The 21,766-nt window shown below is 63.5% G+C and carries 21 protein-coding genes; 10 read left to right on the forward strand and 11 right to left on the reverse strand.

The genetic code is table 11. The features are described from left to right. The first annotated feature begins 465 nt into the window (after positions 1-465). The gene (locus KIO76_RS06170; protein WP_213321952.1) at positions 466-2,658 is read left to right on the forward strand and encodes a glycosyltransferase; all 2,193 of its coding nucleotides are present in this window, start codon (positions 466-468) and stop codon (positions 2,656-2,658) included. Next, positions 2,651-3,742 carry a class I SAM-dependent methyltransferase gene (locus KIO76_RS06175; protein ID WP_213321953.1) on the forward strand — a complete coding sequence of 364 codons (1,092 nt, stop codon included), beginning with the start codon at positions 2,651-2,653 and terminating at the stop codon, positions 3,740-3,742. The genes KIO76_RS06170 and KIO76_RS06175 overlap by 8 nt, the downstream gene beginning before the upstream one ends. A gap of 32 nt (positions 3,743-3,774) precedes the next feature. Here the strand turns inward: KIO76_RS06175 and KIO76_RS06180 are convergent, their stop codons facing one another. Further along, on the reverse strand, positions 3,775-4,407 hold the full coding sequence (locus tag KIO76_RS06180) for a GyrI-like domain-containing protein (RefSeq protein ID WP_213321954.1): 633 nt from the start codon (positions 4,405-4,407) through the stop codon (positions 3,775-3,777). A 395-nt stretch (positions 4,408-4,802) separates the two neighbouring features. On the opposite strand from KIO76_RS06180, the gene dapF reads away from it, so the two are divergent. Both dapF and mtaB read left to right on the forward strand, forming a co-directional pair. Next, a complete protein-coding gene (gene dapF, locus KIO76_RS06185; RefSeq protein ID WP_213321955.1) occupies positions 4,803-5,672 on the forward strand; it encodes a diaminopimelate epimerase in 870 nt (289 codons plus the stop codon). Next, on the forward strand, positions 5,672-6,919 hold the full coding sequence (gene mtaB, locus KIO76_RS06190) for a tRNA (N(6)-L-threonylcarbamoyladenosine(37)-C(2))-methylthiotransferase MtaB (RefSeq protein ID WP_213321956.1): 1,248 nt from the start codon (positions 5,672-5,674) through the stop codon (positions 6,917-6,919). The genes dapF and mtaB overlap by 1 nt, the downstream gene beginning before the upstream one ends. Positions 6,920-7,227: 308 nt before the next feature. Here mtaB and KIO76_RS06195 read toward each other — a convergent pair whose 3' ends face one another. Then, positions 7,228-7,929: an RluA family pseudouridine synthase gene (locus KIO76_RS06195; RefSeq protein WP_213325069.1), complete on the reverse strand. Its 702-nt coding sequence runs from the start codon at positions 7,927-7,929 to the stop codon at positions 7,228-7,230. A 211-nt stretch (positions 7,930-8,140) separates the two neighbouring features. On the opposite strand from KIO76_RS06195, the gene ftsY reads away from it, so the two are divergent. Further along, the gene (gene ftsY, locus KIO76_RS06200; protein ID WP_213321957.1) at positions 8,141-9,409 is read left to right on the forward strand and encodes a signal recognition particle-docking protein FtsY; all 1,269 of its coding nucleotides are present in this window, start codon (positions 8,141-8,143) and stop codon (positions 9,407-9,409) included. Between the two features lie 12 nt (positions 9,410-9,421). On the opposite strand, the gene KIO76_RS06205 is transcribed toward ftsY, so the two are convergent. The 3 genes from KIO76_RS06205 to KIO76_RS06215 form a co-directional block, all read right to left on the reverse strand. Continuing rightward, positions 9,422-9,748 carry a YnfA family protein gene (locus KIO76_RS06205; protein ID WP_213325070.1) on the reverse strand — a complete coding sequence of 109 codons (327 nt, stop codon included), beginning with the start codon at positions 9,746-9,748 and terminating at the stop codon, positions 9,422-9,424. 95 nt (positions 9,749-9,843) lie between these two features. After that, positions 9,844-10,713 (reverse strand): sigma-70 family RNA polymerase sigma factor, encoded by an 870-nt coding sequence (locus tag KIO76_RS06210; RefSeq protein ID WP_213325072.1) that lies wholly within the window; start codon positions 10,711-10,713, stop codon positions 9,844-9,846. Positions 10,714-10,750: 37 nt separating this feature from the next. Then, the gene (locus KIO76_RS06215) at positions 10,751-11,212 is read right to left on the reverse strand and encodes a carboxymuconolactone decarboxylase family protein (RefSeq protein WP_213321958.1); all 462 of its coding nucleotides are present in this window, start codon (positions 11,210-11,212) and stop codon (positions 10,751-10,753) included. A 168-nt stretch (positions 11,213-11,380) separates the two neighbouring features. Here KIO76_RS06215 and KIO76_RS06220 point away from each other — a divergent pair, with 168 nt between their 5' ends. Then, positions 11,381-11,962 (forward strand): septation protein A, encoded by a 582-nt coding sequence (locus KIO76_RS06220; protein ID WP_213321959.1) that lies wholly within the window; start codon positions 11,381-11,383, stop codon positions 11,960-11,962. 35 nt (positions 11,963-11,997) lie between these two features. Here KIO76_RS06220 and KIO76_RS06225 read toward each other — a convergent pair whose 3' ends face one another. The 6 genes from KIO76_RS06225 to ccmA form a co-directional block, all read right to left on the reverse strand. Continuing rightward, entirely contained in the window at positions 11,998-13,350 is a 1,353-nt protein-coding gene (locus KIO76_RS06225; RefSeq protein WP_213321960.1) for an adenylate/guanylate cyclase domain-containing protein, read from the reverse strand. A gap of 81 nt (positions 13,351-13,431) precedes the next feature. Further along, on the reverse strand, positions 13,432-13,977 hold the full coding sequence (locus KIO76_RS06230) for a DsbE family thiol:disulfide interchange protein (RefSeq protein ID WP_291976681.1): 546 nt from the start codon (positions 13,975-13,977) through the stop codon (positions 13,432-13,434). Positions 13,978-14,014: 37 nt separating this feature from the next. Then, complete coding sequence (locus KIO76_RS06235; protein ID WP_249729509.1) at positions 14,015-14,347, reverse strand: heme exporter protein CcmD; 333 nt, start codon at positions 14,345-14,347, stop codon at positions 14,015-14,017. Between the two features lie 10 nt (positions 14,348-14,357). Continuing rightward, complete coding sequence (locus tag KIO76_RS06240) at positions 14,358-15,146, reverse strand: heme ABC transporter permease (protein ID WP_213321961.1); 789 nt, start codon at positions 15,144-15,146, stop codon at positions 14,358-14,360. Positions 15,147-15,206: 60 nt separating this feature from the next. Further along, the gene (ccmB, locus tag KIO76_RS06245) at positions 15,207-15,875 is read right to left on the reverse strand and encodes a heme exporter protein CcmB (protein ID WP_213321962.1); all 669 of its coding nucleotides are present in this window, start codon (positions 15,873-15,875) and stop codon (positions 15,207-15,209) included. Beyond that, positions 15,872-16,567, reverse strand: a complete 696-nt coding sequence (gene ccmA, locus KIO76_RS06250; protein ID WP_213321963.1) for a heme ABC exporter ATP-binding protein CcmA — start codon at positions 16,565-16,567, stop codon at positions 15,872-15,874. Before ccmA ends, ccmB begins: the two co-directional genes overlap by 4 nt. A 244-nt stretch (positions 16,568-16,811) precedes the next feature. Between ccmA and acnA the strand changes: the two genes are divergently transcribed. The 4 genes from acnA (at position 16,812) to KIO76_RS06270 (ending at position 21,763) form a co-directional block, all read left to right on the forward strand. Beyond that, complete coding sequence (acnA, locus tag KIO76_RS06255) at positions 16,812-19,499, forward strand: aconitate hydratase AcnA (protein ID WP_213321964.1); 2,688 nt, start codon at positions 16,812-16,814, stop codon at positions 19,497-19,499. Between the two features lie 282 nt (positions 19,500-19,781). Beyond that, positions 19,782-20,063 carry an acyl carrier protein gene (locus KIO76_RS06260; protein WP_110374860.1) on the forward strand — a complete coding sequence of 94 codons (282 nt, stop codon included), beginning with the start codon at positions 19,782-19,784 and terminating at the stop codon, positions 20,061-20,063. A 97-nt stretch (positions 20,064-20,160) separates the two neighbouring features. Continuing rightward, positions 20,161-20,634 carry a 3-hydroxyacyl-ACP dehydratase FabZ family protein gene (locus KIO76_RS06265; protein ID WP_213321965.1) on the forward strand — a complete coding sequence of 158 codons (474 nt, stop codon included), beginning with the start codon at positions 20,161-20,163 and terminating at the stop codon, positions 20,632-20,634. Further along, complete coding sequence (locus KIO76_RS06270; RefSeq protein ID WP_213321966.1) at positions 20,624-21,763, forward strand: beta-ketoacyl-ACP synthase; 1,140 nt, start codon at positions 20,624-20,626, stop codon at positions 21,761-21,763. Before KIO76_RS06265 ends, KIO76_RS06270 begins: the two co-directional genes overlap by 11 nt. Positions 21,764-21,766 lie beyond the last annotated feature (3 nt).

Raw genomic sequence — 21,766 nt, forward strand, 5'->3', positions numbered from 1 at the left:
ACACGGCAAGGTTCGGGCAAATATCTGCGCCTTATGCGCCACGAGGCCTGACGAGTCAAGGTTTGCCGGGAGATCCACGCGTCTGCCGAAAGATCCGTGTTCCGCCACGGATGCTCGCCGCCCACCTGCGCTTCGCCAAGATCACGGCCTTGTCATGCCGATCGCACCGTTGCGACCCATGGAGAGGCATTCGTCGCGCAAGCCTTGTCGGCACAAAAAATTGAAGCTAGAACGGCGAATATTCCATAGGCGTACAAGTTATTGTGGCGTTTCTCGGAAGCGCCGGCGTGGCTCTTTTTCCAAAGATGGCTAAATTGAGACCAATTTTACATGAAATAGTATGGCGTGCGGTCAGCGTCACAGCAGAAGCGGCATTTCCGATCAATTGCCGTGAGATCTGCGATCGCCTCTAAGATTTGCCGCCATTACATTTGACCCATATTTCTATTTAAGTTAGATCGCGCCATGTATCGTGCACAAATGACCACGCTGGGGGGCGTCGAAATGGAAGCGTCGCAAAATTTTCACGCCTCCATTATTCTCAACATACATCGCGAAGCCGTTTTCCTAAAACGCACGCTCCTCTCGCTGGATGAGGCGCTTTCTGTAGCGCGCGACGATGGTCTAATCATCGAGCTTGTGGCAGTGCTCGACCGCAGCGACGATGCAACGCGCGCTGTTCTGATGGCGCATGATCTCAGCGGGTATGGCCACGTCGAGATCCTCGAGGTCGATAACGGCTCACTCGGCCTGTCGCGCAATGACGGCATTGCGCGAGCGCGCGGCGAATTTATTTTGACCGCGGACGCCGACGACCTCGTCTCGCCCAATTTCTTGAAAGCGACCATCCGGGCCGCGCGCGACGCGGGCCCCCGCTGCTTCCTGTTTCCGGAATATCTCTTCGCCTTCGGCGCGACCTATCACATCTGGGCCTACCGCGATCTCGCCACGGTGACGCCGTTCGCCTTCATCGACATGCACCCGTTCACATCGCGGTTGTGCGCGCATCGCGATGCCTTTGCGCACCTGCAGTACGCCGACGTCCGATTGTCGAAGGGCTATGCCTTCGAGGACTGGCACCTGAACAGCGCGGCACTCGCCGCAGGTTTTGACATGCGTATTGTTCCCGGCACGCTTCTGTTCTATCGCAAACGCCAGGGAAGCCTGCTCGATCGCGCGGAGACGATGTCGACATGCCAGATCCCGCCGAGCCCCCTGTTCGAGCCAAAGACATATCTCAAGGTCTGCGCCCCCTATTATGATCGTGTCGCGAAAGCACCGGGCGCCGGCAAACCGATAGATCCGCCATCGCGAGACCTCCTGGCACGGGATGACATCCGACGCGCAATCGACGCTGCCAACACCATCGAGCCTCTTATCTCGACATCGAAATACGAACATTGCGAGCTCGTCTCGAATTCCATGCAGGACCTATCGGCGGGCGTGGCCTACTACAAGGTTTGCCAAGCTATCGGCGACTCGGATTTCAGCGATGTGTTCCTGCTGCCCTTCATGCCACGCGGCGGCGCCGAGAAATATTTCCTCGAACTGCTCGAGGCGATGTACCAGAACGAACCGCTCTCCGACGCGCTGCTGATTTTCGGAGAAGATTGTGCCGGGCCGTCTTGGGAAGATCGCGTGCCTCCCAACGCAAGCATCGTTGACCTCGGCAGCCTCTGCGGCGGATTGCCGATCGACAAGCGCTGCCTCCTTACGCTCAAGCTCATCCAGTCCCGCACGCCGGACGCGCGCATCCATCTCCGTGATTCAACATTTACGGAGCGTTTTCTGAATGCATTCGGCCCAGTGATGGGTCAACATCAATGCTTCTACTATCATTTTTGCGAAACTGAAATTATTCAGGACGGTCGTAAGTTTATCTACTATTCGCCGCTAAATCTTATTGCAGAGAATATCGATACACTTTCAAAGATTATTTGTGACAGCCAGGCGATGATAGAGCGCGATCGCCACCGTATCGGCACTCAGACAGAAAAATGGGAATGCCTCTATGCACCGGTGCAGAGGCCAGCCGTGATCGTCCCGCGAACGCCAGAAGCCCAGTCCCGGATCCTCTGGGCATCGCGGCTGGATTCCGAGAAACGTCCAGATCTTCTACCATTAATTGCCGCACGCTTGCAGCGCAGCCTTCCCGATGCGCATATCCATGCTTTCGGCGGAGCGGTCTTCAACGGGTTCAATGCAACACAACTCAACGGATATAAGAATCTCACCTTCCACGGTCCGTATAACGGCTTCAACTCCCTGTCGCCGAATACATATCTTACGTTGATGTATACGAGCCATTATGATGGCGTTCCCAATACGATTCTTGAGGCTATGAGTCATGGGCTCACCGTCATCGCGTCTGATGTCGGCGGCATTGCGGAAGTCATTATAGACGGGAAGACGGGCATTCTGCTTCCTGCTCTATGGGACAATGATGCGATGGCCGATGCCTATGTGGAAGCCTTGCTTCGCCTCCATCGTGATCCCGCGCTTCTCCAGACGTTCAGCCAAGCCGCGATGGCATTGGTCGAACGACAACATTCCCACGCGGCATACCGTGCGCGCGTCGCCCAGCTGTTCGGCCAGAGGCCGCGTTACGACGCCCCACCCGATCCTGCCGTCACACCCAAGGTCCTTTGCCATGGCTGAGCGGATCAGCTTTTCTCCCGACACCATGCCCTACAATGCAATGCTTGCTGCCGAACATGTCGCGCGCTATCTGCTCGCAGCGTCGCTCTGCAACGGCAAACGCGTGCTCGATGTCGCCTGCGGCGAAGGCTACGGCGCGAGCTTTCTCCGAGCAAACGGAGCCGCCATGGTCGTCGGCGTCGATATCGCCCAGGAGGCGATTGAGGCAGCCAACACGCGTTTCGCATGTCCCGGCATCACGTTTGTGGCAGGCGATGCACTCTCTCCCGCGACTTTCGATGGGCATGGGCCGTTCGATCTCATCACCTGTTTTGAGACCATCGAGCATGTATCGGACGCGACGCGGTTACTGGAAAACCTTCGCGCCTTGCTGGCACCGGACGGCGCTATCATCATCAGCTGCCCCAATGACGCCATCGACGCGAGCCGTGGCGTCCACAACCCCTTCCATAAGAGGACCTACAGCCTCGACGAGTTTAAGGACACCACGGTTTCCGTCCTCGGTCCGGCATCGCAATGGCTCCTAGGCAGCCCGCTGACCGGCTTGTCCATCATCGACGAAGGTAATGCGCGCCTCGCCACGCGAGACACCGCGATGGACCTCAGCCTGAATTCGGAGGCGATTTCGCAAACACTTCTATTGCCGGCCCAGAAGGAGCACAGCGTCACGCCGGACAACGCGGCCTTCTTCGTTGGCGTCTGGAATGCAACGGTCGCTCCGGCCGAGGTCTGTGCGCCGTTGTCGCGGACTGCCTATATCGAGCCCTGGCTTGAGATCGAACGTCTAAAAAAGGCTGTTGCCGCGCAAGCCGCGGATAACGCCCATGATCGCGAGCTCGCTCGCTTGTCAGAGGAACGGGCCCGGGAGATCCGGCGCATTGCAGCCTTTGAGAAGGACACCCTTATCGCCGAAGTCACTGAGCTGCGGTATTTTCGCAACGTCGCGTACCAGTCCCGCGCCCATCGCATCGCTGCCGCCTATATCCGGCACGCGAGCGGCAACAGCTTCGTGGCACGAACGCTACGCATATTCCGTAATATTGCGGCTACCGGCGTTCGCAGCATGCGTAGGCTGGTGCGGTGAACGCGTAGAGCATTCAGCTTTCACACAAGCGACTATTTCGGCTGAACGTAGACATTGATCTCGAGTTCCGGGTCATCCGGATCCATCGTGCGGGATGGATATTCCTCGATAAAGGTGTCTTTCGCGACCATGTTCTTTGAATCGAGATAGGCGGTGATCGCCTCGTAGGTCGTATCGATTTCGTCGTAGGGTGCCTTGTGGACGAAGCGCAATGCGCGGCCTGACGGGGTTACCCCGGCCGTGATGCCGGGCGCGATCTCACCTCCGGCAGGCAGCGGCGCGGCCAGCGGGACCATAGCCTCGAAACGGAAATGGGTGTCGTCCGCCGACAGAAAGATGGCGAGGGGGCGCCCAGCCGGTTTCAGTCCTGCCTTTGCCAGCGCGTCCTGGATGCGGGCGAAGCTCTCTGTCAGGTTCTTGAAGCCATCGTCCCACGAACTCTCACCGCCCTTCAGAACAGCCGCCGGCTTCTCCGGGAGGGTCACATCCTCCGCATCCCCACTGTTGCCCGTTGAAGGCACGAGCGCGGGCAGTTCCTCGACAGCCCGTGGTGCGGCCTGGGAGCCCTCGGCGGGCGCCGGAGTGGCGGCGATCGGGGGCTGCGCCGCATCCTGGGCGAAAGCGCTGGGCGTCAGAACAGGGCCAACAGCAATCAGGACGACCATGACCAGCGCCGCGCCGCATAGCGCTCCGACCGGCCATGATGCACGGGATCTTTGGCCGCGAGCTTCGCGACGCGCGCCCGGACGAGGCACGGATCGACAAGGCACGTCCTGCAGGATTGCGAACTCTCCCAACGCCCGGCTCTCCCTCATTGCCTGGCTCCTCGCCACCGCCGCGAATCGCTACCTTTTCGCTGTCGCGACGATACGATTCTCGGCGTCGGTGAGCGAGAGATGCTTTAGGGGATGTTCATCGCGATTTGGTGCTTATTTGCGGCAAAGCACGCCATGGCGCACAAATAACTGAAACCCGTGACCTCTTTCACGGATTGGCACCCCCTCGCATTCAATTTAAAAGGCCCCCATCTTTCCAGACGTTTGCACAACCGGCTGAGACCATGAGCACGCTTGCCAACCACCCCTTCGCGAAGATGAACGGCATCGGCAACGAAATCGTCGTTCTCGACTTGCGCCACGCCGACCACGTCGTGACGCCAGCGGAGGCGCGTGCCATCGCCGGCGATGCGCGTTCTCATTTCGATCAGCTCATGGTGCTGCACGCTCCCGTTACCCCGGGCACCGATGCCTTCATGCGCATCTACAACACGGATGGCTCGGAATCGGCGGCCTGCGGCAACGGTACACGCTGCGTGGCATGGCACCTGATGCAGAAGGGCGACCGTGACAGCCTGACACTCGAGACCACCGCGGGCCTGCTGCCTTGCACCCGGGTGGATGCGCTCACCTTCACAGTCGATATGGGGACGCCACGCTTCGACTGGGACCAGATCCCGCTGGCGGAAGAGTTCCGCGATACCCGCGCGATCGAGCTGCAGATCGGACCCATTGACGCGCCCATCCTGCATTCGCCGTCCGCCGTGAACATGGGCAATCCCCATGCCATCTTCTGGGTAGATGACGTCAAGGCCTATGACCTTCCGGCGATCGGACCGCTGCTCGAGAACCACCCGATCTTTCCGGAGCGGGCCAATATCTCGCTCGCGGCGGTGAAGGACCGCCGTCATATCGATCTGTGGGTATGGGAGCGCGGAGCCGGCATTACGCGAGCCTGCGGGTCGGCCGCCTGTGCCGCGGCCGTTGCGGCCGCGCGCAAGAACCTCACCGATCGCGAGGTGGTTGTCAGCCTGCCCGGCGGTGACCTCACCATTACTTGGCGGGAAAGTGATGGTCACGTGCTGATGACGGGAGCTGTAGCCTTCGAGTGGGAAGACCGCCTCCCACCTCGACTCTTCGTAGGCGCGGCCTGATGGCAATCGACGTCGTCACCTTTGGCTGCAGACTCAATGCTTACGAATCGGAGGCGATGAAACGCCACGCCGATGCGGCCGGCGCCGACGACCTCGTCATCATCAACACCTGCGCCGTGACGGCCGAGGCCAGCCGGCAGGCCCGCCAGACCATCCGCAAACTGCGCCGCGAACGGCCGCAGGCGCGCATCGTCGTCACCGGCTGCGCCGCGCAGGTGGAGGCGGCGACCTTTTCCGCCATGGCCGAGGTCGACCACGTCATCGGCAACACTGAGAAGATGCAGGCCGGCACCTGGGCGGCTCTCGCCGGGGACGTACGCGCCGAGCGTACCCTCGTCAGCGACATCATGGCGGTGAAGGAAACCGCGAGCCATCTCGTCGACGGCTACGGCGGGCTGCCCCGCGCCTTCGTGCAGGTGCAGAACGGCTGCGACCACCGCTGCACCTTCTGCATCATTCCCTATGGCCGCGGCAATTCGCGCTCCGTCGCCATGGGCGCTGTCGTCGATCAGGTGCGACGGCTCACGGAGAACGGCTGCGGCGAGGTCGTCGTCACCGGCGTCGACATCACGAGCTACGGCCGCGACCTGCCGGGCACGCCGACGCTCGGCCGCCTCGTCAAGCAGATCCTCAAGCATGTGCCGGAGCTGCCGCGCCTGCGCATCTCGTCGATCGACTCCGTGGAAGCCGACGATGATCTGCTCGACGCGCTGGCGACGGAGCCGCGCCTCATGCCGCACCTGCATCTCTCGCTGCAGGCCGGCGACGACCTCATCCTGAAGCGCATGAAGCGCCGCCACCTGCGCAACGACGCCATCCGCTTCTGCGAGGATATCCGCAAGCTGAGGCCCGATGTGGTGTTCGGCGCCGACATCATCGCCGGCTTTCCGACAGAGACCGAGGACATGTTCGCGCGCTCGCTCGCCATCGTCGACGAATGCGACCTCACCCATCTCCACGTCTTTCCCTTCTCGCCGCGCCCCGGCACGCCGGCCGCGCGCATGCCGCAGGTCGATCGCGCGCTCGTCAAGGACCGCGCCCGCCGCCTGCGCGAGAAGGGCACGGAGGCGCTCGCCCGCCATCTCGCGCGCGAGGTCGGCCGTCAGGTGCCGGTGCTCACCGAAAATGCAGAGCTCGGCCGCACCGAGGGCTTCACACTGGTGCGCCTCGCCTCCGCAGCCATCCCCGGCCGCATCCTGGACGTCATCATCGCCGGCCACGACGGGCACGAGCTGCTGGCGGCTTGAAACGAGAACGTCCACGACGGGCAAAGGGAATTCCGGCCAAGATGCCGGGGATGGCACGAGGGAGCCAGCGCGTTGATCCCTCCCCTCAGGGGAGGGTGGCCTCGCGTCAGCGAGGTCGGGCGGGGCACGCGGCAGGAGACCGGGACCTCCGCGGCCAGCACGCATCCCCTTCTTCCAGTCAAGTCAGCGTCGGGTGGACCCCCGCCCGGCGCCTGCGGCGCCCCCCTCCCCTGAGGGGAGGGATGGCCCGTCGCGACTGACTTGGCGACACGGCGTTTCCGGCCACAAGCCAGAGCAATGATGTCGGTTCAGCCTGACTGACTGCCGTCTCTTCGTTCAAGCATCGCCAGCGTCTCTTGCATGGCCGCTGGCACGGGCGCCTCTACCGTGATCGGATCGCGTTTCGGATAAAGTGGGACTGTTACCGCGCGCGCATGCAAATGAAGACGCTGGCCGGCTCCGCCGCGCCCGTAGATACGGTCGCCCAGGATCGGCCAGCCCATGCTGGCACAATGAACCCGAAGCTGGTGAGTGCGGCCGGTCACGGGTTCGAGCGCGAGCCAGGTAAGGCCCTCGCCGCGGCCGAGAACCTGCCAGCGCGTCAGGGCCGGCAGGCCGGCGGGATCGACCTGCATCAGCCATCCCCGCGCGGGATCACGCGGGCTGAGCGCCAGCATGATCTCGCCGGCGTCGGCCTCCGGGCCGCCGACGACCACGGCCCAATAGGTCTTGGCCACCTTGTTCTCGGCGAACAGCCGGCTCAGCCGTTCCAGCGCCTTGCGATGACGCCCGAGGACAAGGCAGCCGGACGTGTCCCTGTCCAGGCGATGCGCCAGTTCCGGCCGGCGCGGCAGGCCGAAACGCAGGGCATCGAGGTGATCGGCGAGCGTCTCGCCGCCCTTCGCGTCGGGGTGGACCGGCAGCCCGGCCGGTTTGTCGATGACGAGCATGAGCCCGTCGCGGTAGAGAAGGCGCGTCAGAATATCCGACCCGCGGATATGGATATCCATCTTGGGGATATGGCCCTTCGGCCCGTCCTGTGTCATGCCCTCATCCTGCCGACGCGATGGAGCCGCTCTAGGCCTTGCGAGATCGAGCGGCAAGGCTCATGTGCAACGGGCCATCCAAAGGTGGCCGAGACAACGCAGTGTTTGAACGCATGATCGTTTCCGAAACGTCCGATGGGCTTTTCGGGATTGTGTCCGGAGATTGAAGGCGACGATGGCTGAGAACGAGAAGCGGACGATGCTGGACAGGCTGTTCGGCCGTCGCAGGGACAAGACCGAACCAGCCTCTTCAGAACAAGCCCCGCCCCAGTCACCACCTTCCGAGTCACCGCCGCCTCCGGCCGAACCCGTCGCGTCCCCACCGGAGGCACCGGCCATACCCGTGGCGGAGGCAGCTCCTGTGGTGCCAGCGGATGCCGCCGAGGCCGTGTCCGTCACCCCGCCCCCTGCCGAAGAAATTTCCCGATCGGTCGATGATGCTGGCGCGCCCCATGCCGCTCGGGTCGCGCCACCCGGACCACCGGAGCCGGAACCGGACTTGCCCGCCCCGTCCGCACAGAAGCCCCAGAGCTGGTGGCAGCGGCTGACGGCGGGCCTGAAACGCACCTCGTCGTCGATCGGCACGGGCATCACCGATCTCTTCACCAAGCGGAAGTTCGACGCCGCGACCCTGGAGGAACTCGAGGATATTCTCATCCAGGCCGACCTTGGGGTGACCATGGCGGCACGGGTCACGGAGGCTGTCGGCAAGGGCCGGCATGACCGTTCGATCGATCCGGAAGAGGTGAAGGGCGTGCTCGCCCGAGAGGTCGAGGCGGTGCTGGCGCCTGTCGCCAAGCCTCTCATCATCGCCGCAGACAGGAAGCCTTTCGTGATCCTGATGGTCGGCGTCAACGGCTCCGGCAAGACGACCACCATCGGCAAACTCGCCGCCAAATATCGCGCCGAGGGCCGCTCGGTGATGCTCGCGGCCGGCGACACCTTCCGCGCTGCGGCCGTCGAGCAGCTCAAGGTCTGGGGCACGCGCACGGGCGCCAACGTCGTGGCGCGTGACCAGGGCGCGGATGCGGCGGGCCTTGCCTTCGACGCCCTGCAGGCAGCCCGTGACGCGGGAACCGACGTGCTGATCGTCGATACCGCCGGCCGGTTGCAGAACAAGGCGGGCCTCATGGCGGAGCTTGAGAAGATCGTCCGCGTCATGCGCAAGCTCGATGCCGAGGCGCCGCATGCGGTGCTCCTCGTGCTCGATGCGACGACCGGCCAGAACGCGCTCAGCCAGGCCGAGATCTTCGGCAAGACCGCCGGCGTCACCGGCCTCGTCATGACCAAGCTCGACGGCACGGCGCGCGGCGGCATCCTCGTGGCGCTGGCCGACAAGACCGGCCTGCCGGTGCATTTCATCGGCGTCGGCGAGGGCGTGGACGATCTCGAACCCTTCACCGCGCGCGATTTCGCTCGGGCCATCGCGGGCCTGGACGCCTGACCGACCAGCCGCTCAGGCGGCCCGCGGCCCCAGCAGGATGACCGCCGCCCCGACGAGACAGATGGCGCCGCCAGCCAGATCCCAGCGGTCCGGGGCAACACCCTCGGCGCGCCACAGCCAGATCAGGGACATCACGATATAGATGCCGCCATAGGCCGCGTAGGCGCGCCCAGCCGCAGCCGCGTCGACCAGCGTGAGCAGATAGGCGAAAGCGGCCAGGGAGCCGAGGCCGGGGATGAGCCAGAGCACGCTCTGGCCAAGGCGCAGCCACGCCCAGAAGGCGAAGCAGCCGACAATCTCCGCGAGCGCGGCGAGACTATAGATCACCAGGGCAGGAATGGGCATCGGCAGGATCGGCTGACGGCGGGACTCAAAGGGTCCCGCCTTCGTGGCACCGGTTCTGGCCCAATGTCAAAGGGCGCGGCTCGTTGCCTCTAGGAAGCAAAGGGCGAAAGCCCCTCGACGACATGCGCGAGCTTGTCCGGATTGCGGACCACATAGATCGCCGTGATCCGTCCGTCGTCTATCGCGAGGGCGATCGTCTGGAGATGACCTTGACCGTCGACCGTAACGAAGCCGGGCAAGCCGTCGATGATGCAGCGCCTGAGCACGGTCGCCGGCTTGTAATCCTTCTTGCGACTGAGGCCCCAGAAGAAGCGGGATACCTTGTCCTGCCCGAAGATCGGATTGAACGTCGCGGTGACCTTCCCGCCACCGTCGCCATAGAGCACGACATCTTCGGCCAACAGCGCGTGAAGGGCGGCCATATCGCCGGTGGCGGAGGCGGCGAGGAAAGCCTCCGCCAGATCGCGGCCTTTCTCCGGCGAAACGGGAAAGCGCGGGCGCGCCGCCTGCACATGCGAGCGGGCCCTGCGTGCAAGCTGCCGGCAGGCTGCGGGATCGCGCTGAAGGGAGGCCGCAATTTCATCAAAGCCGACGCCGAAGACATCATGCAGGAGAAAGGCGGCGCGTTCGAGCGGCGACAACCGTTCCAGCGCCATCATCAGCACGGTGGTGATGTCGTCGCTGTCTTCCCCCTCGAGCGGATCGACCACGGGCTCCGGCAGCCAGGGCCCCACATAACTCTCCCGCTTCATCCGGGCCGACTTGAGCTGGTCGAGGCAGAGATTGGTGACGACACGGGACAGGAAGGCGGCCGGCTCGCGTATGGTGCCCGCGTCGGCGCGGTGGAGGCGAATGAACGCCTCCTGCACCATGTCCTCGGCCTCCGCGATGGATCCAAGCATGCGATAGGCAAGGCGGATCAGGCGTGGGCGCGCCGCCGAGAAGGCCTCCGTCAACATGGCATCCTGGTCGGGGCCGCGATCACTCACGATACGGTCACTCACGGTCTTGCCGCTTTGACACGGGATGGATGGCGCGGAAGCCAATGGCGAAACGATTCCATGCGTTGATCGTGACGATCATCAGCGTGAGCTTCACCTGCTCCTCCTCCGAGAATTCGCGCTTCAGCGCCTCATAGTCCTCATCGGGCGCATGGGTTTCCGAGACCAACGTCAAGGCCTCGGTCCAGGCGAGGGCGGCACGCTCCCGATCCGTATAGAGGGGCGATTCCCGCCAGGCGTCCAGCAAGTAGAGCCGCTCTTCCGTTTCACCTGCAGCGCGAGCGTCACGTGTGTGCATGTGGATGCAGAAGGCGCAGCCGTTGATCTGTGACGCCCGCGTTTTCACGAGCTCGAGCAGGCTGTGCTCAAGTCCGCTGCCGAACGCCCGCTTCTCCAGATCGAACATCGCGCTCATCGTATCAGGAGCGGCGGTATAGGGGTTCAATCTCGGCTTCATGTCTCACTCCGTTTCCGATTCTGGGAACATCTCGGTCACTTGACGAGCGAGTTCCCGGGAATGTGACATGCACCCGAAAAAATTCGGAGGAGGTGCTCCCGCGGTCGTGATAGGCGGCGCCAGCCACCGGAGTTGACGGCTTATGGCGGAACAGGCAGACATCATCTCATGACCAATACCAAGCGACAGCCGCTCAACCCGATGCTCAAGCTGGCCCTTGAGCTTGGGCCCCTCGTCCTGTTCTTTTTTGCGAACCAGCGCGAGGGCCTCTTCACGGCAACGGCCGTCTTCATGGTCGCGACAGCCATCGCGCTCGCTGTCCACTATGCGCTTGTCCGGCACCTGCCGATCATGCCGATCGTCTCGGGCATCGTGGTGCTGGTGTTCGGTGGCCTCACGCTCGTCCTCCACGACGAGCTCTTCATCAAGCTGAAGCCTACCATCGTGAACTGCCTGTTTGGCGGCATTCTCATTGGCGGATTGGCCTTCAACAAGCCGCTCCTCCCGATCGTCTTCGATAGCGTGTTTCATCTCGACGAGGAGGGATGGCGAAAGCTGACCTGGCGCTGGGGGCTGTTCTTCTTCTTCCTTGCGGTTTTGAACGAGGTGGTCTGGCGAACCCAGTCCACCGACTTCTGGGTGAACTTCAAGGTTTTCGCGACGATGCCGATCACCATCGTCTTCGCGCTGGCGCAGACTCCACTCATCATGCGCCATTCTCTGCCCGAGAAGGACCAGCCCGAGGCATAGGAGAGCTCGGCAGCCGCAGAGCACCCGGGTTCGGGTCAGGAGGCTTGGCTGGCGGGCTCGGCTCTGGCTGTCTCCCAGCCCCTCAGATCGGCGGGCGTGAACAGCTCGATGGGTTCGGCCCGGCCGCGCAGGGATTGCTCGCCGATATGGCGCCATCCGGATCGGTCGGCACGGGCAGCGGCGAGCGCTTCCTCTGACACGAGGAATGCGACCTGGTGGAGCTTCGTCGCCTGCTCGAGGCGGCAGGCAACGTTCACCGCATCGCCCAGCACCGTGAAGTCCAGGCGCATGTCGTTGCCGATGGCGCCGATGAACGCCTCTCCGCTATGCACGCCGATGCCGATGCGGATGGGATCGAACCCATTCCGGCCGCGTTCCAGGTTCCATTTGTCCATGCGGTCCAGAATGGCCCGCCCGCAGGCGAGCGCCCGCGCCGCGTCGTCCTCGCCGGGTTCCGGCATGCCGAAGACAAGGAAGGCGCCATCGCCGATGAACTTGTCGATGACGCCGCCATGCGCGGCCGCCGCAGCCATGACATGCTCACGAAACGTGCCGATCAGCTCCACCACCGCTGAGGGTGACAGGCTTTCCTCCATGGCGGTCGAGCCGCGGATGTCGACAAACATCAACGTCACAACGCTTCGGCGGCCGGCCTTAAGTTCGCTGATGCGCCCTTCGGCGAGCACCGGCGCGAGCTCCGCCGGCAAATAGCGGCCGAGATTGAGGCGGATCGTTGTTTCTTCCACCGCGCGCACCAGAAGCTTGCGGCCGCGCGCGGACGCAAGGATGAGAATGCCGCCAGTGAGAAGCAGAATGACAACGCGCGCGAAATTTGGCTGCCAGCCGAATTGGTCCTGGACCATGAGCTCAGGGGGGCGCGGGAACGTTACTTGCGCAGGCGCGGCGAAAATTCCCACAGCGATCAGCGATAGGACGAGCAGGACCGTCGTGTAGATCTGGACGCTCGGCCGCAGGCGCAATGCATTGCTCGCGAACACCAGCGGTAGGGCCGCAATGATCGGAAACGACAGGATATATTGGCCAGTCAGCCCGGTGACCCAGACGTTGAGCCAGATGTTGAAGGCAACGATGAACATGTCGATCGTTGCCGTGACAAAGCTCATCCACCAGCGCCAGAGACGGATGCGCACCAGCACGTAGCTCAAAAGGCCCGACAGGAACAACGTCAGCACAGTGAGCTGGGCATAGAAAACCTGGCGCTCGCCGATTGGCGAGAAATCGCTCTTGCGGTCGACAAACGCGATCGCGGCGAGAAGGACAATTCCCGTGATCATACGCACAAGGCTGGCCGTCCGCTCTGCGCTGAGTTCCGCGCTGAGCAGCAGGACGTCACTTTCCTTGGGAAGCTTGGGGGAACGCGCGATCATGGATGGCTGTGGTCCGGGGAGGGAACCTGCTGGTGCTGATGACCGCTCGTGAGGACCGGTCAGACGGATGGGAACGAATCGTCAGGGCGAAGCGGCCTTGTCGATCGCTGCCTTGATACTTGTTTGCAGCGCCTCGGGGGTTAACGGCCCGATATGTTTATGTTGAATCCGGCCGTCGCGGCTAACGATAAAGGTTTCAGGCACGCCATACACGCCCCAGTCGATGGAGGCGCGGCCAGCTGCATCCACGCCGACTGCCGTGAACGGATTGCCAAGCGCGCCGAGAAAACGCCGGGCATTCTCAGAATTGTCCTTGTAGTTGATGCCGACGACTTTGACGCGCGGATCCTGCGCCAGGCTCATCAGGAGCGGATGTTCCTCGCGACATGGTGCGCACCAGGAAGCCCAGATATTCACCACCGTCACCTGATTCGGGCCCGCCGCCAACAAGCTCTCATTGGTCAGCCCCGGGACAGGCTGGCCATCACGCACGAGCCCCTCGAGCGGCGGCAAGGAAAACGCCGGAACCGGACGGCCTATGAGCGCTGACGGGATGCGCGCCGGATCGCCGGCAAACAATCGCACCATGAACAGCACAGCCAGCGCCAGGAAAATGACAAGTGGCACCGCAAGCAGGATCCGACGCCGCCGCAGGGACCCGTCTTCAGGAGCGATCGCTCCGTCCGTTGTTGTGGGATCGCGCAGCACCACCCTCTTTGTCCTCGCCTGTATCCTGGTCCGCGGCACCCCGTGCCGATGATATGGTCCCGGCGGCGCCACCATTATCGCCGGCATGTCGCATGGCACTTGCACCCGGAGCGTGGCCGGACGATGGCATTCTGTTACGAGCCACCCCGCGCGCAGCCAAGGCGCCGAGTGCCCTGTTCCGCATCCGGCTGTCCAGGACGGCACGCGCCACGAGGCCCAACACGATCAGTGCAGCCGCCCCATAGGCAGCCAGCACGAAGCCGATATGTGGTGCACCGAGCGCAATCATTACCCGAGCCTCACGCCGGTCCGGCACCGGCGGACCCGGCGCCCAGCGGAAGGCGGCGCTCGGCCGAGGGATCAGCGGCCTTCAAGGTCAGGCTGCGAACCCGCCGCGCCAGAATCTCGCTGCGCATGCCGGACATGTGCAGCGTCAGGGCCAGCAGCGTGAGCCCGATCGCCATCACGAACAACGGCCACAGCATGCTGGCATCGATCGTGGCGCCATCCATGCGGATGACGGAAGCCGGCTGGTGCAGGGTGTTCCACCAATCCACCGAGAACTTGACGATGGGAATATTGACGAAGCCAACCAAGGTGAGAATGGCAACGGCACGCGCCGCCTGTCCGGGATCTTCGATGGCACGCCAGAGCGCGAGAATGCCGAGATAGATGAGGAAAAGGACGAGCACTGAGGTGAGGCGCGCATCCCATACCCACCAGGTACCCCACATGGGCTTGCCCCAGAGAGAGCCTGTGATGAGGCACAGCAACGTGAAGGCGGCCCCGATAGGCGCCGCCGCCTTCTGCGAGACATCCGCCAGCGGATGGCGCCACACCAGCGTTCCGAGCGCCGATGCGCTCATGATCGTGTAGAGCGCAAGCGCAAGCCAGGCAGCTGGTACGTGGATATACATGATGCGGACCGTCTCGCCCTGCTGATAGTCGGCCGGCGATGAAAACAGCGCGAGATAGAGCCCAGCGACGGTTACAAGCGCGCTCAAACCCGCCATCCAAGGCAGGATGCGGGCCGACAAGGCCATGAAGCGCGTGGGATTGGCGAGCCCCCATAGAAGGCTGGTCGGCATGGTGCTCCTCCGCATCATCGTGATGTAGCGGCCGACGGTGCCGCCCGCAACGGTCTCCTGCTATCCGCCGCCGCGTAACGCTGCCGCGGACGCGACGGCACCGGTCACGATCGCGACAAGGCTCAGCGCCGCGAGCACCAGGAAGGGTGTGAGGAACGGCACGGTCCCTCCAAGAGCCGCCTGCGCTGCAGAGACGCCAAAGATCAATGTAGGGATCATCAGGGGGAGGACGAGCACGGCCAGGATGAGGCCGCCGCGCGGCAGGCTCGCTGTCAGCGCCGCCCCGATACCGCCTATGAACGTGAGAGCCGGCGTACCGACCATCAGTGTCGCCATCACGGCCAGCATCGCATCTGGCTCCTGGGCAAGCAGCAGCCCGAATAACGGCGAGAGCAGCGCCAGCGGAAAGCCCGTCGTTAGCCAGTGTGCGAGACCCTTGACGACAACGGTGAGCTCAAGCGGCACCCGCGACATGCGCATGAGATCGAGGGAGCCATCCTCCTCATCGCCCTGAAATAGCCTGTCGAGGCCGATGAGGGTGGCGAGCACCGCCGCGATCCACAGAATGGCCGGGCCGATGCGACGCAGAAGATTGAGATCCGGCCCAAGCGCGAAGGGAATGAGCGTGACGAGCATCAGGAAGAACACCACCCCGAGTAGCCCGGAGCCGCCGACTCGCGCCGCAAGCTTCAAATCCCGGATGAGAAGAGCACCGAGAGCGGCCATCATGCGCCGAGCTCCCAAGCATCCCTGACGTCAGGATACGCGCCGGGGCCATCTCCGCCATCTTCCCTCATCCCAAGTGTGAGCTCCCTCCCGCCGTCGAGCCCAAGCGGAAGATGTGTAGCTGCAACGATGAGACCGCCGCGCGCCAGATGCCGCTGCATGAGATGGGCAAGATCGTTCTGTGCCGCGAGATCCAGCGCAGCGGTGGGCTCGTCGAGCAGCCATACGGGCCGATCGACCAGAATAAGTCGCGCCAATGCCACTCGCCGCCGCTGGCCCGCCGAGAGATATCCGACGGGAATATCGGAGACATGGACAAGGCCGAGATCATCAAGGGCCGCAGCTGCCTGCTGCGGCGTCGCCGGCGTCCCCAGCATGGCTGCGGCGAAGACCAGGTTCTCAGTCGCGGTCAGTGCCGTTTTCAGGCCGTCGCGATGACCGACCATGACCGCCTGTTCAGCGAGCGGCGCATCCTCCTCGGCGCGCTGCTCCGCGAAGTTGCGATTCCCGGCCAGGCGGATCGTGCCGGCGGCCGGCCTGAGCCGCCCGGCAAGCGTCGCGAGCAGCGTCGACTTCCCCGCGCCGTTAGGCCCCTTGACCACAAGCACCTCGCCACCGGGGATCGTGAGCGTCAGGTCCTCGACCAGCAGCCGTCCGGAACGGCGGCAGGAAAGACGATCGATCTCAAGGCGCAAGATGGCAAACCTCTGTGGCGGAGAGCGAGGGCGGAATGACAAGAAAGACTTCACGGACAGTTTAGAACGACTATGATTCGTCTAGCAGTCCGACACGAAACTCTCTATATAGAGCGCAGGCTGCGCCGCGCGCGTGACGCGCGGGGACCTGGGCACCCCCGGGGCGGCGCGCGCTGTTGCGCAACAGGCCGGCATTTCTGTCTCACCAGGACATCTGTGCCGTCCGTCCCCGAAGGATCACGCGATGACCAAATCCGTCGACAGCTTCTCCTCTCGCCGCACCATTGTCGCGGCTGGCAAGACTTACACCTACTACTCCCTGCCGGAAGCCGAAAAGAACGGCCTGGAGGGGATTTCCCGCCTGCCCTTCTCGATGAAGGTCCTCCTGGAGAACCTCTTGCGCTTCGAGGACGGCCGCTCCGTCACGAAGAAGGACATCATCGCCATCAAGGACTGGCTGGTGAACCGCGGCACGGCCGAGCGGGAGATCGCCTATCGCCCGTCGCGCGTGCTGATGCAGGACTTCACTGGCGTTCCAGCGGTCGTGGACCTCGCCGCCATGCGTGACGCCATGGTCAATCTCGGTGGGGATCCCAAGCGCATCAACCCGCTGGTGCCGGTCGACCTCGTGATCGACCACTCCGTGATCGTCAACTTCTTCGGCAACAATGCCGCCTTCGGCAAGAACGTCGAGGAAGAGTACAAGCAGAACCAGGAGCGCTACCGCTTCCTGAAATGGGGCCAGTCGGCCTTCGATAACTTCCGCGTCGTGCCCCCCGGCACCGGCATCTGCCACCAGGTCAACCTCGAGTACCTCGCGCAGACCGTTTGGACCAAGACCGAGGACGGCGAGACGGTCGCCTATCCCGACACCTGCGTTGGCACCGACAGCCACACCACCATGGTGAACGGCCTCGGCGTGCTCGGCTGGGGCGTGGGTGGCATCGAGGCCGAGGCGGCCATGCTCGGCCAGCCCGTTTCCATGCTCATACCCGAGGTCATAGGCTTCAAGCTCACCGGCAAGCTCAACGAGGGCATCACGGCGACCGACCTCGTGCTGACCGTCACCCAGATGTTGCGCAAGAAGGGTGTGGTAGGCAAGTTCGTCGAATTCTTCGGGGAAGGTCTCGACCATCTCTCGCTCGCCGATCGCGCCACAATTGGCAACATGGCGCCGGAATATGGTGCGACCTGCGGCTTCTTCCCCGTGGACAGCGAAACCATCGCCTATCTCGACGAAACCGGACGCACCGACGACCGCATCGCGCTGGTCGAGGCCTATTCCAAGGCGCAGGGGATGTGGCGCGAGGCAGGGACGCCGGATCCTGTTTTTTCCGATATCCTCGAGCTTGATATCGGCTCCGTGCTGCCCTCGCTCGCCGGCCCCAAGCGCCCGCAGGACCGTGTGCTGCTCTCCGGCACCAAGGAAGGCTTCCTCACCGCCCTTGAGGGCGAGTTCAAGAAGCCGGGCGAGGCGACCAAGCGCGTCGCCGTCGCCGACGCCGACTTCACGCTGGGCCATGGCGACGTCACCATCGCGGCCATTACGTCCTGCACAAATACATCCAACCCCAGCGTACTGATCGCGGCCGGGCTCCTTGCGCGCAACGCCGTGGCGCGCGGCCTCACGTCGAAGCCATGGGTGAAGACCTCGCTCGCGCCAGGATCGCAGGTCGTCGAGGGCTATCTCAACGCTTCGGGCCTGCAAACCGATCTCGACGCGCTCGGGTTCAATCTCGTCGGCTTCGGCTGCACCACCTGCATCGGCAACTCCGGTCCGCTGCCTGAAAACATCTCCGAGGCGATCAACAAGAACGACCTCGTCGCGGGCGCCGTCATCTCCGGCAACCGCAACTTCGAGGGCCGCGTGAACCCGGACGTGAAGGCGAACTACCTCGCTTCGCCGCCGCTGGTCGTCGCCTATGCCATCGCCGGCTCGCTGCAGATCGACCTGACGACCGAGCCGCTCGGCACAGGATCAGACGGGAAACCCGTCTATCTCAAGGACATCTGGCCCTCCAACCAGGAGATCGCCAAGTTCATCCGTGAGAACGTCACCAAGACGATGTTCCAGGAGAAATACGCGGACGTCTTCAAGGGCGACGAGAATTGGCAGAAGATCGCTGTACCAACCGGCGAGACCTATGCCTGGGATTCGGGGTCTACCTACGTGCAGAATCCGCCTTACTTCGAAGGCATGGAGATGAAACCCGAGCCGGTCACGGACATCGTGAAGGCACGGGTGATGGGTCTGTTCCTCGATTCGATCACGACGGACCACATCTCCCCGGCCGGCTCGATCAAGGAAGCGAGCCCTGCCGGCCACTATCTCCGCGATCACCAGGTGCGCCCGCAGGACTTCAACCAATACGGCACCCGCCGCGGCAACCATGAAGTCATGATGCGCGGCACCTTCGCCAATATCCGCATCAAGAATCAGATGCTCGGGGGCAAGGAGGGCGGCTTCACGAAGCACTGGCCCGACGGTGCCGAGATGCCCATCTACGACGCGGCCATGAAGTACAAGGCGGAGGGTGTTCCGCTGGTGGTGTTCGCCGGCAAGGAATACGGCACCGGCTCCTCCCGCGACTGGGCGGCCAAGGGAACCAAACTGCTCGGCATTCGCGCCGTCATTGCCCAGAGCTTCGAGCGCATCCACCGCTCAAACCTCGTTGGCATGGGCATCGTCCCGCTGGTGTTCCAGGGTGAGGATTCCTGGCAGACACTCGGCCTGCAGGGGGACGAGGTCGTCACGATTCGCGGCATCGAGGGTGATCTCAAGCCACGTCAGACTCTGGTTGCCGAGATCACAATGAGCGATGGCTCGGTGAAGAATGTGCCGTTGACCTGCCGCATCGATACGCTCGACGAGCTGGATTATTTCCGCAACGGCGGCATCCTGCAGTATGTCCTGCGAAATCTCGCAGCCTGATGATGAATGAGGCGGCCGCAAGGCCGCCTCACCTTCCACCCGCAGCATGCTATCGAAGGTCCGCTTGGCGAAAACGGCGGCAGCGTCGATGGCGTGCGATGTCGCACAATCTGCGAATATGCGACGAAGATCGGTCACCGAACCGTCACCCGCGCTTGGACAAGAGCCGGCGCTCATGTATAGGGAAACGCATCAAGGCCCCGCGCACGCACCGCGTGCCTGGGCATTTTTTCTGTTGCGCCTTGCAAGGGTTGCACACTTCACGGACAGGAGAGCCAAGCGATGGCATCTACCTTCGAGACCGTCGCCGATATCATCGCCGAAACCGCTGATATTCCGCGTGACCAGATCACGCCGGAAAGCCACGCCATCGACGACCTCGGAATTGATTCGCTGGCCTTCCTCGATATCGCTTTCGCGATCGACAAGGCTTTCGGCATCAAGTTGCCTCTTGAGACCTGGACGCAGGAGGTCAATGACGGGAAGGTCCCGGCCGATCAGTATTTCGTTCTGAAGAACCTTTGCGCCCGCATCGACGATCTCGTGGCGGCGAAAACCGCGTGATGCGTCCCGACAACGGGCCTTCGAACCCGTCCGGGCTTGACGAAACGACAGGCGCCGGCCTTCCCGGCGTAGCTGTCCGGCTCCGGTAGCTCACCGTATGCGCCTTGAATACTTTCAGATGATCGACCGCGTCGTCGCTTTCGACGAAGCGTCTTTGCGACTCGAGGCCCGCTCGACCGTTCCCGCGGAGAGCCCGGTTTTTGAAGGCCATTTTCCCGGTCATCCCCTGATGCCCGGCGTCCTTCTGACCGAGACGATGGCTCAGGCATCCGGCTATCTCATTCTCGGCCTCTGCCGCTTCTCCCATATGCCGTTTCTCTGCGGCGTCGAGAAAGCGAAATTCCGCACTTTCGTCGGCCCTGGCGCGCCGCTCGACATCACGGCCACCCGCATTCACGAGGGCTCCGGCTACGCCGTGACAAAGGCGCGCATTGCCTCAGGTGGCAAGGCCATCTGTGATGCAGAGTTGATGTTCCGCACGATGCCGTTTCCCGACGGCCTGGGAGCCCGCATGCGCGAACAGGCAGCGTCCCTTGGCCTCGAAGTGAAGGAAGCGCAGAATGACGCGTGAGGTCTGGATCACCGGCCTCGGGCTCGTCTCCAACCTGGGCGAAGGTGCGAAAGCCCATCTCGCCATTTTCGACGGAGACGCGAGCCCGGTCATTGACAGCGAGCGTTTCGCTCCGTTTTCCGTTCATCCGGCCGTTCCGCTGGAGCTGGACCGGCAGATTCCCAAGAAGGCCGACCAGCGGCAGATGGAGCCCTGGCAACGCCTCGGAGTTTATGCCGCAGGCCTCGCGCTTGAAGATGCGGGCCTCAAGGGCGACGCGGAAAAGCTTGCAGCCATGCAGCTGATCGTCGCGGCAGGCGGCGGCGAGCGCGACTATGCGGTCGACGGCCAGATCCTCACCGGACTGCGCACGGCCGAGAAGCCTGGCGTGTTCCTCAACGAACGCCTGATGGGCGACATCCGGCCGACCTTGTTCCTCGCCCAGCTGTCCAACCTTCTGGCCGGCAATATCTCCATCGTCCATGGCGTCACCGGCGCCACGCGCACCTTCATGGGCGAGGAGCAGTCCGGCGTCGACGCCTTGCGCATCGCCCACGCGCGCATCGCGGCGGGACAGGGCGATACCTTCCTTGTCGGTGGGGCTTACAACGCCGAGCGGCCGGATGTTCTGCTGATCTACGAAATGGGGCAGCTTCTATGGAAGAAGCCCTATGCGTCGGTCTGGGACCGGCCCGGCGAGGGTGGCGGCTTCATCCCCGGCAGCGCCGCCGGCTTCCTGGTGCTGGAGGCGCGGGAAACCGCCGAGGCGCGGGGCGCAACCCCGGTTGCGACGTTGCAGGCTGTCGCGGCCGACCAGGTGACACGCGGCATTGGCGCGGTGGGCGCCAGCGTGGAGAATCTGTGGCAGCAAGCAGCGAGCGAGTTCAAGCCAACGGGGGGCGCCATTCTCTCCGGCGCAACCGGTATAACCGGCATCACCGAGGAAGAGCGCGGCGCGCTGGCCAAGCTCATGCCGGGCACGACGGTGCATGCCATGGGTGATTTCATCGGTCACACGATCGAGGCACAGTTCCCCCTGAACGTGGCCATCGCGGCGGCAGCAATCCGCGACAGCTATCTCAGGCAGGCCGCGGTCACCAGCGTCGGTCACATGCGCGGCGAAGGCTTGGCCTTCCTGACGTCGGTCTGAGGC

Origin of the sequence: Chelatococcus sp. YT9, from assembly GCF_018398315.1 — a bacterium.
Lineage (GTDB): Bacteria > Pseudomonadota > Alphaproteobacteria > Rhizobiales > Beijerinckiaceae > Chelatococcus.

Excerpts from the sequence above, each read along its gene's own strand:
- KIO76_RS06270 (WP_213321966.1), top strand. The coding sequence starts at position 20,624 with ATGACGCGTGAGGTCTGGATCACCGGCCTCGGGCTCGTCTCCAACCTG.
- KIO76_RS06195 (WP_213325069.1), bottom strand. The coding sequence starts at position 7,929 with ATGGATATCCATATCCGCGGGTCGGATATTCTGACGCGCCTTCTCTAC.
- KIO76_RS06225 (WP_213321960.1), bottom strand. The coding sequence starts at position 13,350 with ATGATCGCGCGTTCCCCCAAGCTTCCCAAGGAAAGTGACGTCCTGCTG.
- KIO76_RS06220 (WP_213321959.1), top strand. The coding sequence starts at position 11,381 with ATGACCAATACCAAGCGACAGCCGCTCAACCCGATGCTCAAGCTGGCC.
- KIO76_RS06180 (WP_213321954.1), bottom strand. The coding sequence starts at position 4,407 with ATGGTCGTCCTGATTGCTGTTGGCCCTGTTCTGACGCCCAGCGCTTTC.
- KIO76_RS06175 (WP_213321953.1), top strand. The coding sequence starts at position 2,651 with ATGGCTGAGCGGATCAGCTTTTCTCCCGACACCATGCCCTACAATGCA.
- ccmB (WP_213321962.1), bottom strand. The coding sequence starts at position 15,875 with ATGATGGCCGCTCTCGGTGCTCTTCTCATCCGGGATTTGAAGCTTGCG.
- KIO76_RS06215 (WP_213321958.1), bottom strand. The coding sequence starts at position 11,212 with ATGAAGCCGAGATTGAACCCCTATACCGCCGCTCCTGATACGATGAGC.
- acnA (WP_213321964.1), top strand. The coding sequence starts at position 16,812 with ATGACCAAATCCGTCGACAGCTTCTCCTCTCGCCGCACCATTGTCGCG.
- KIO76_RS06170 (WP_213321952.1), top strand. The coding sequence starts at position 466 with ATGTATCGTGCACAAATGACCACGCTGGGGGGCGTCGAAATGGAAGCG.
- KIO76_RS06260 (WP_110374860.1), top strand. The coding sequence starts at position 19,782 with ATGGCATCTACCTTCGAGACCGTCGCCGATATCATCGCCGAAACCGCT.
- KIO76_RS06265 (WP_213321965.1), top strand. The coding sequence starts at position 20,161 with ATGCGCCTTGAATACTTTCAGATGATCGACCGCGTCGTCGCTTTCGAC.
- dapF (WP_213321955.1), top strand. The coding sequence starts at position 4,803 with ATGAGCACGCTTGCCAACCACCCCTTCGCGAAGATGAACGGCATCGGC.
- ftsY (WP_213321957.1), top strand. The coding sequence starts at position 8,141 with ATGGCTGAGAACGAGAAGCGGACGATGCTGGACAGGCTGTTCGGCCGT.
- KIO76_RS06235 (WP_249729509.1), bottom strand. The coding sequence starts at position 14,347 with ATGATTGCGCTCGGTGCACCACATATCGGCTTCGTGCTGGCTGCCTAT.
- mtaB (WP_213321956.1), top strand. The coding sequence starts at position 5,672 with ATGGCAATCGACGTCGTCACCTTTGGCTGCAGACTCAATGCTTACGAA.
- KIO76_RS06240 (WP_213321961.1), bottom strand. The coding sequence starts at position 15,146 with ATGCCGACCAGCCTTCTATGGGGGCTCGCCAATCCCACGCGCTTCATG.
- KIO76_RS06210 (WP_213325072.1), bottom strand. The coding sequence starts at position 10,713 with ATGTTGACGGAGGCCTTCTCGGCGGCGCGCCCACGCCTGATCCGCCTT.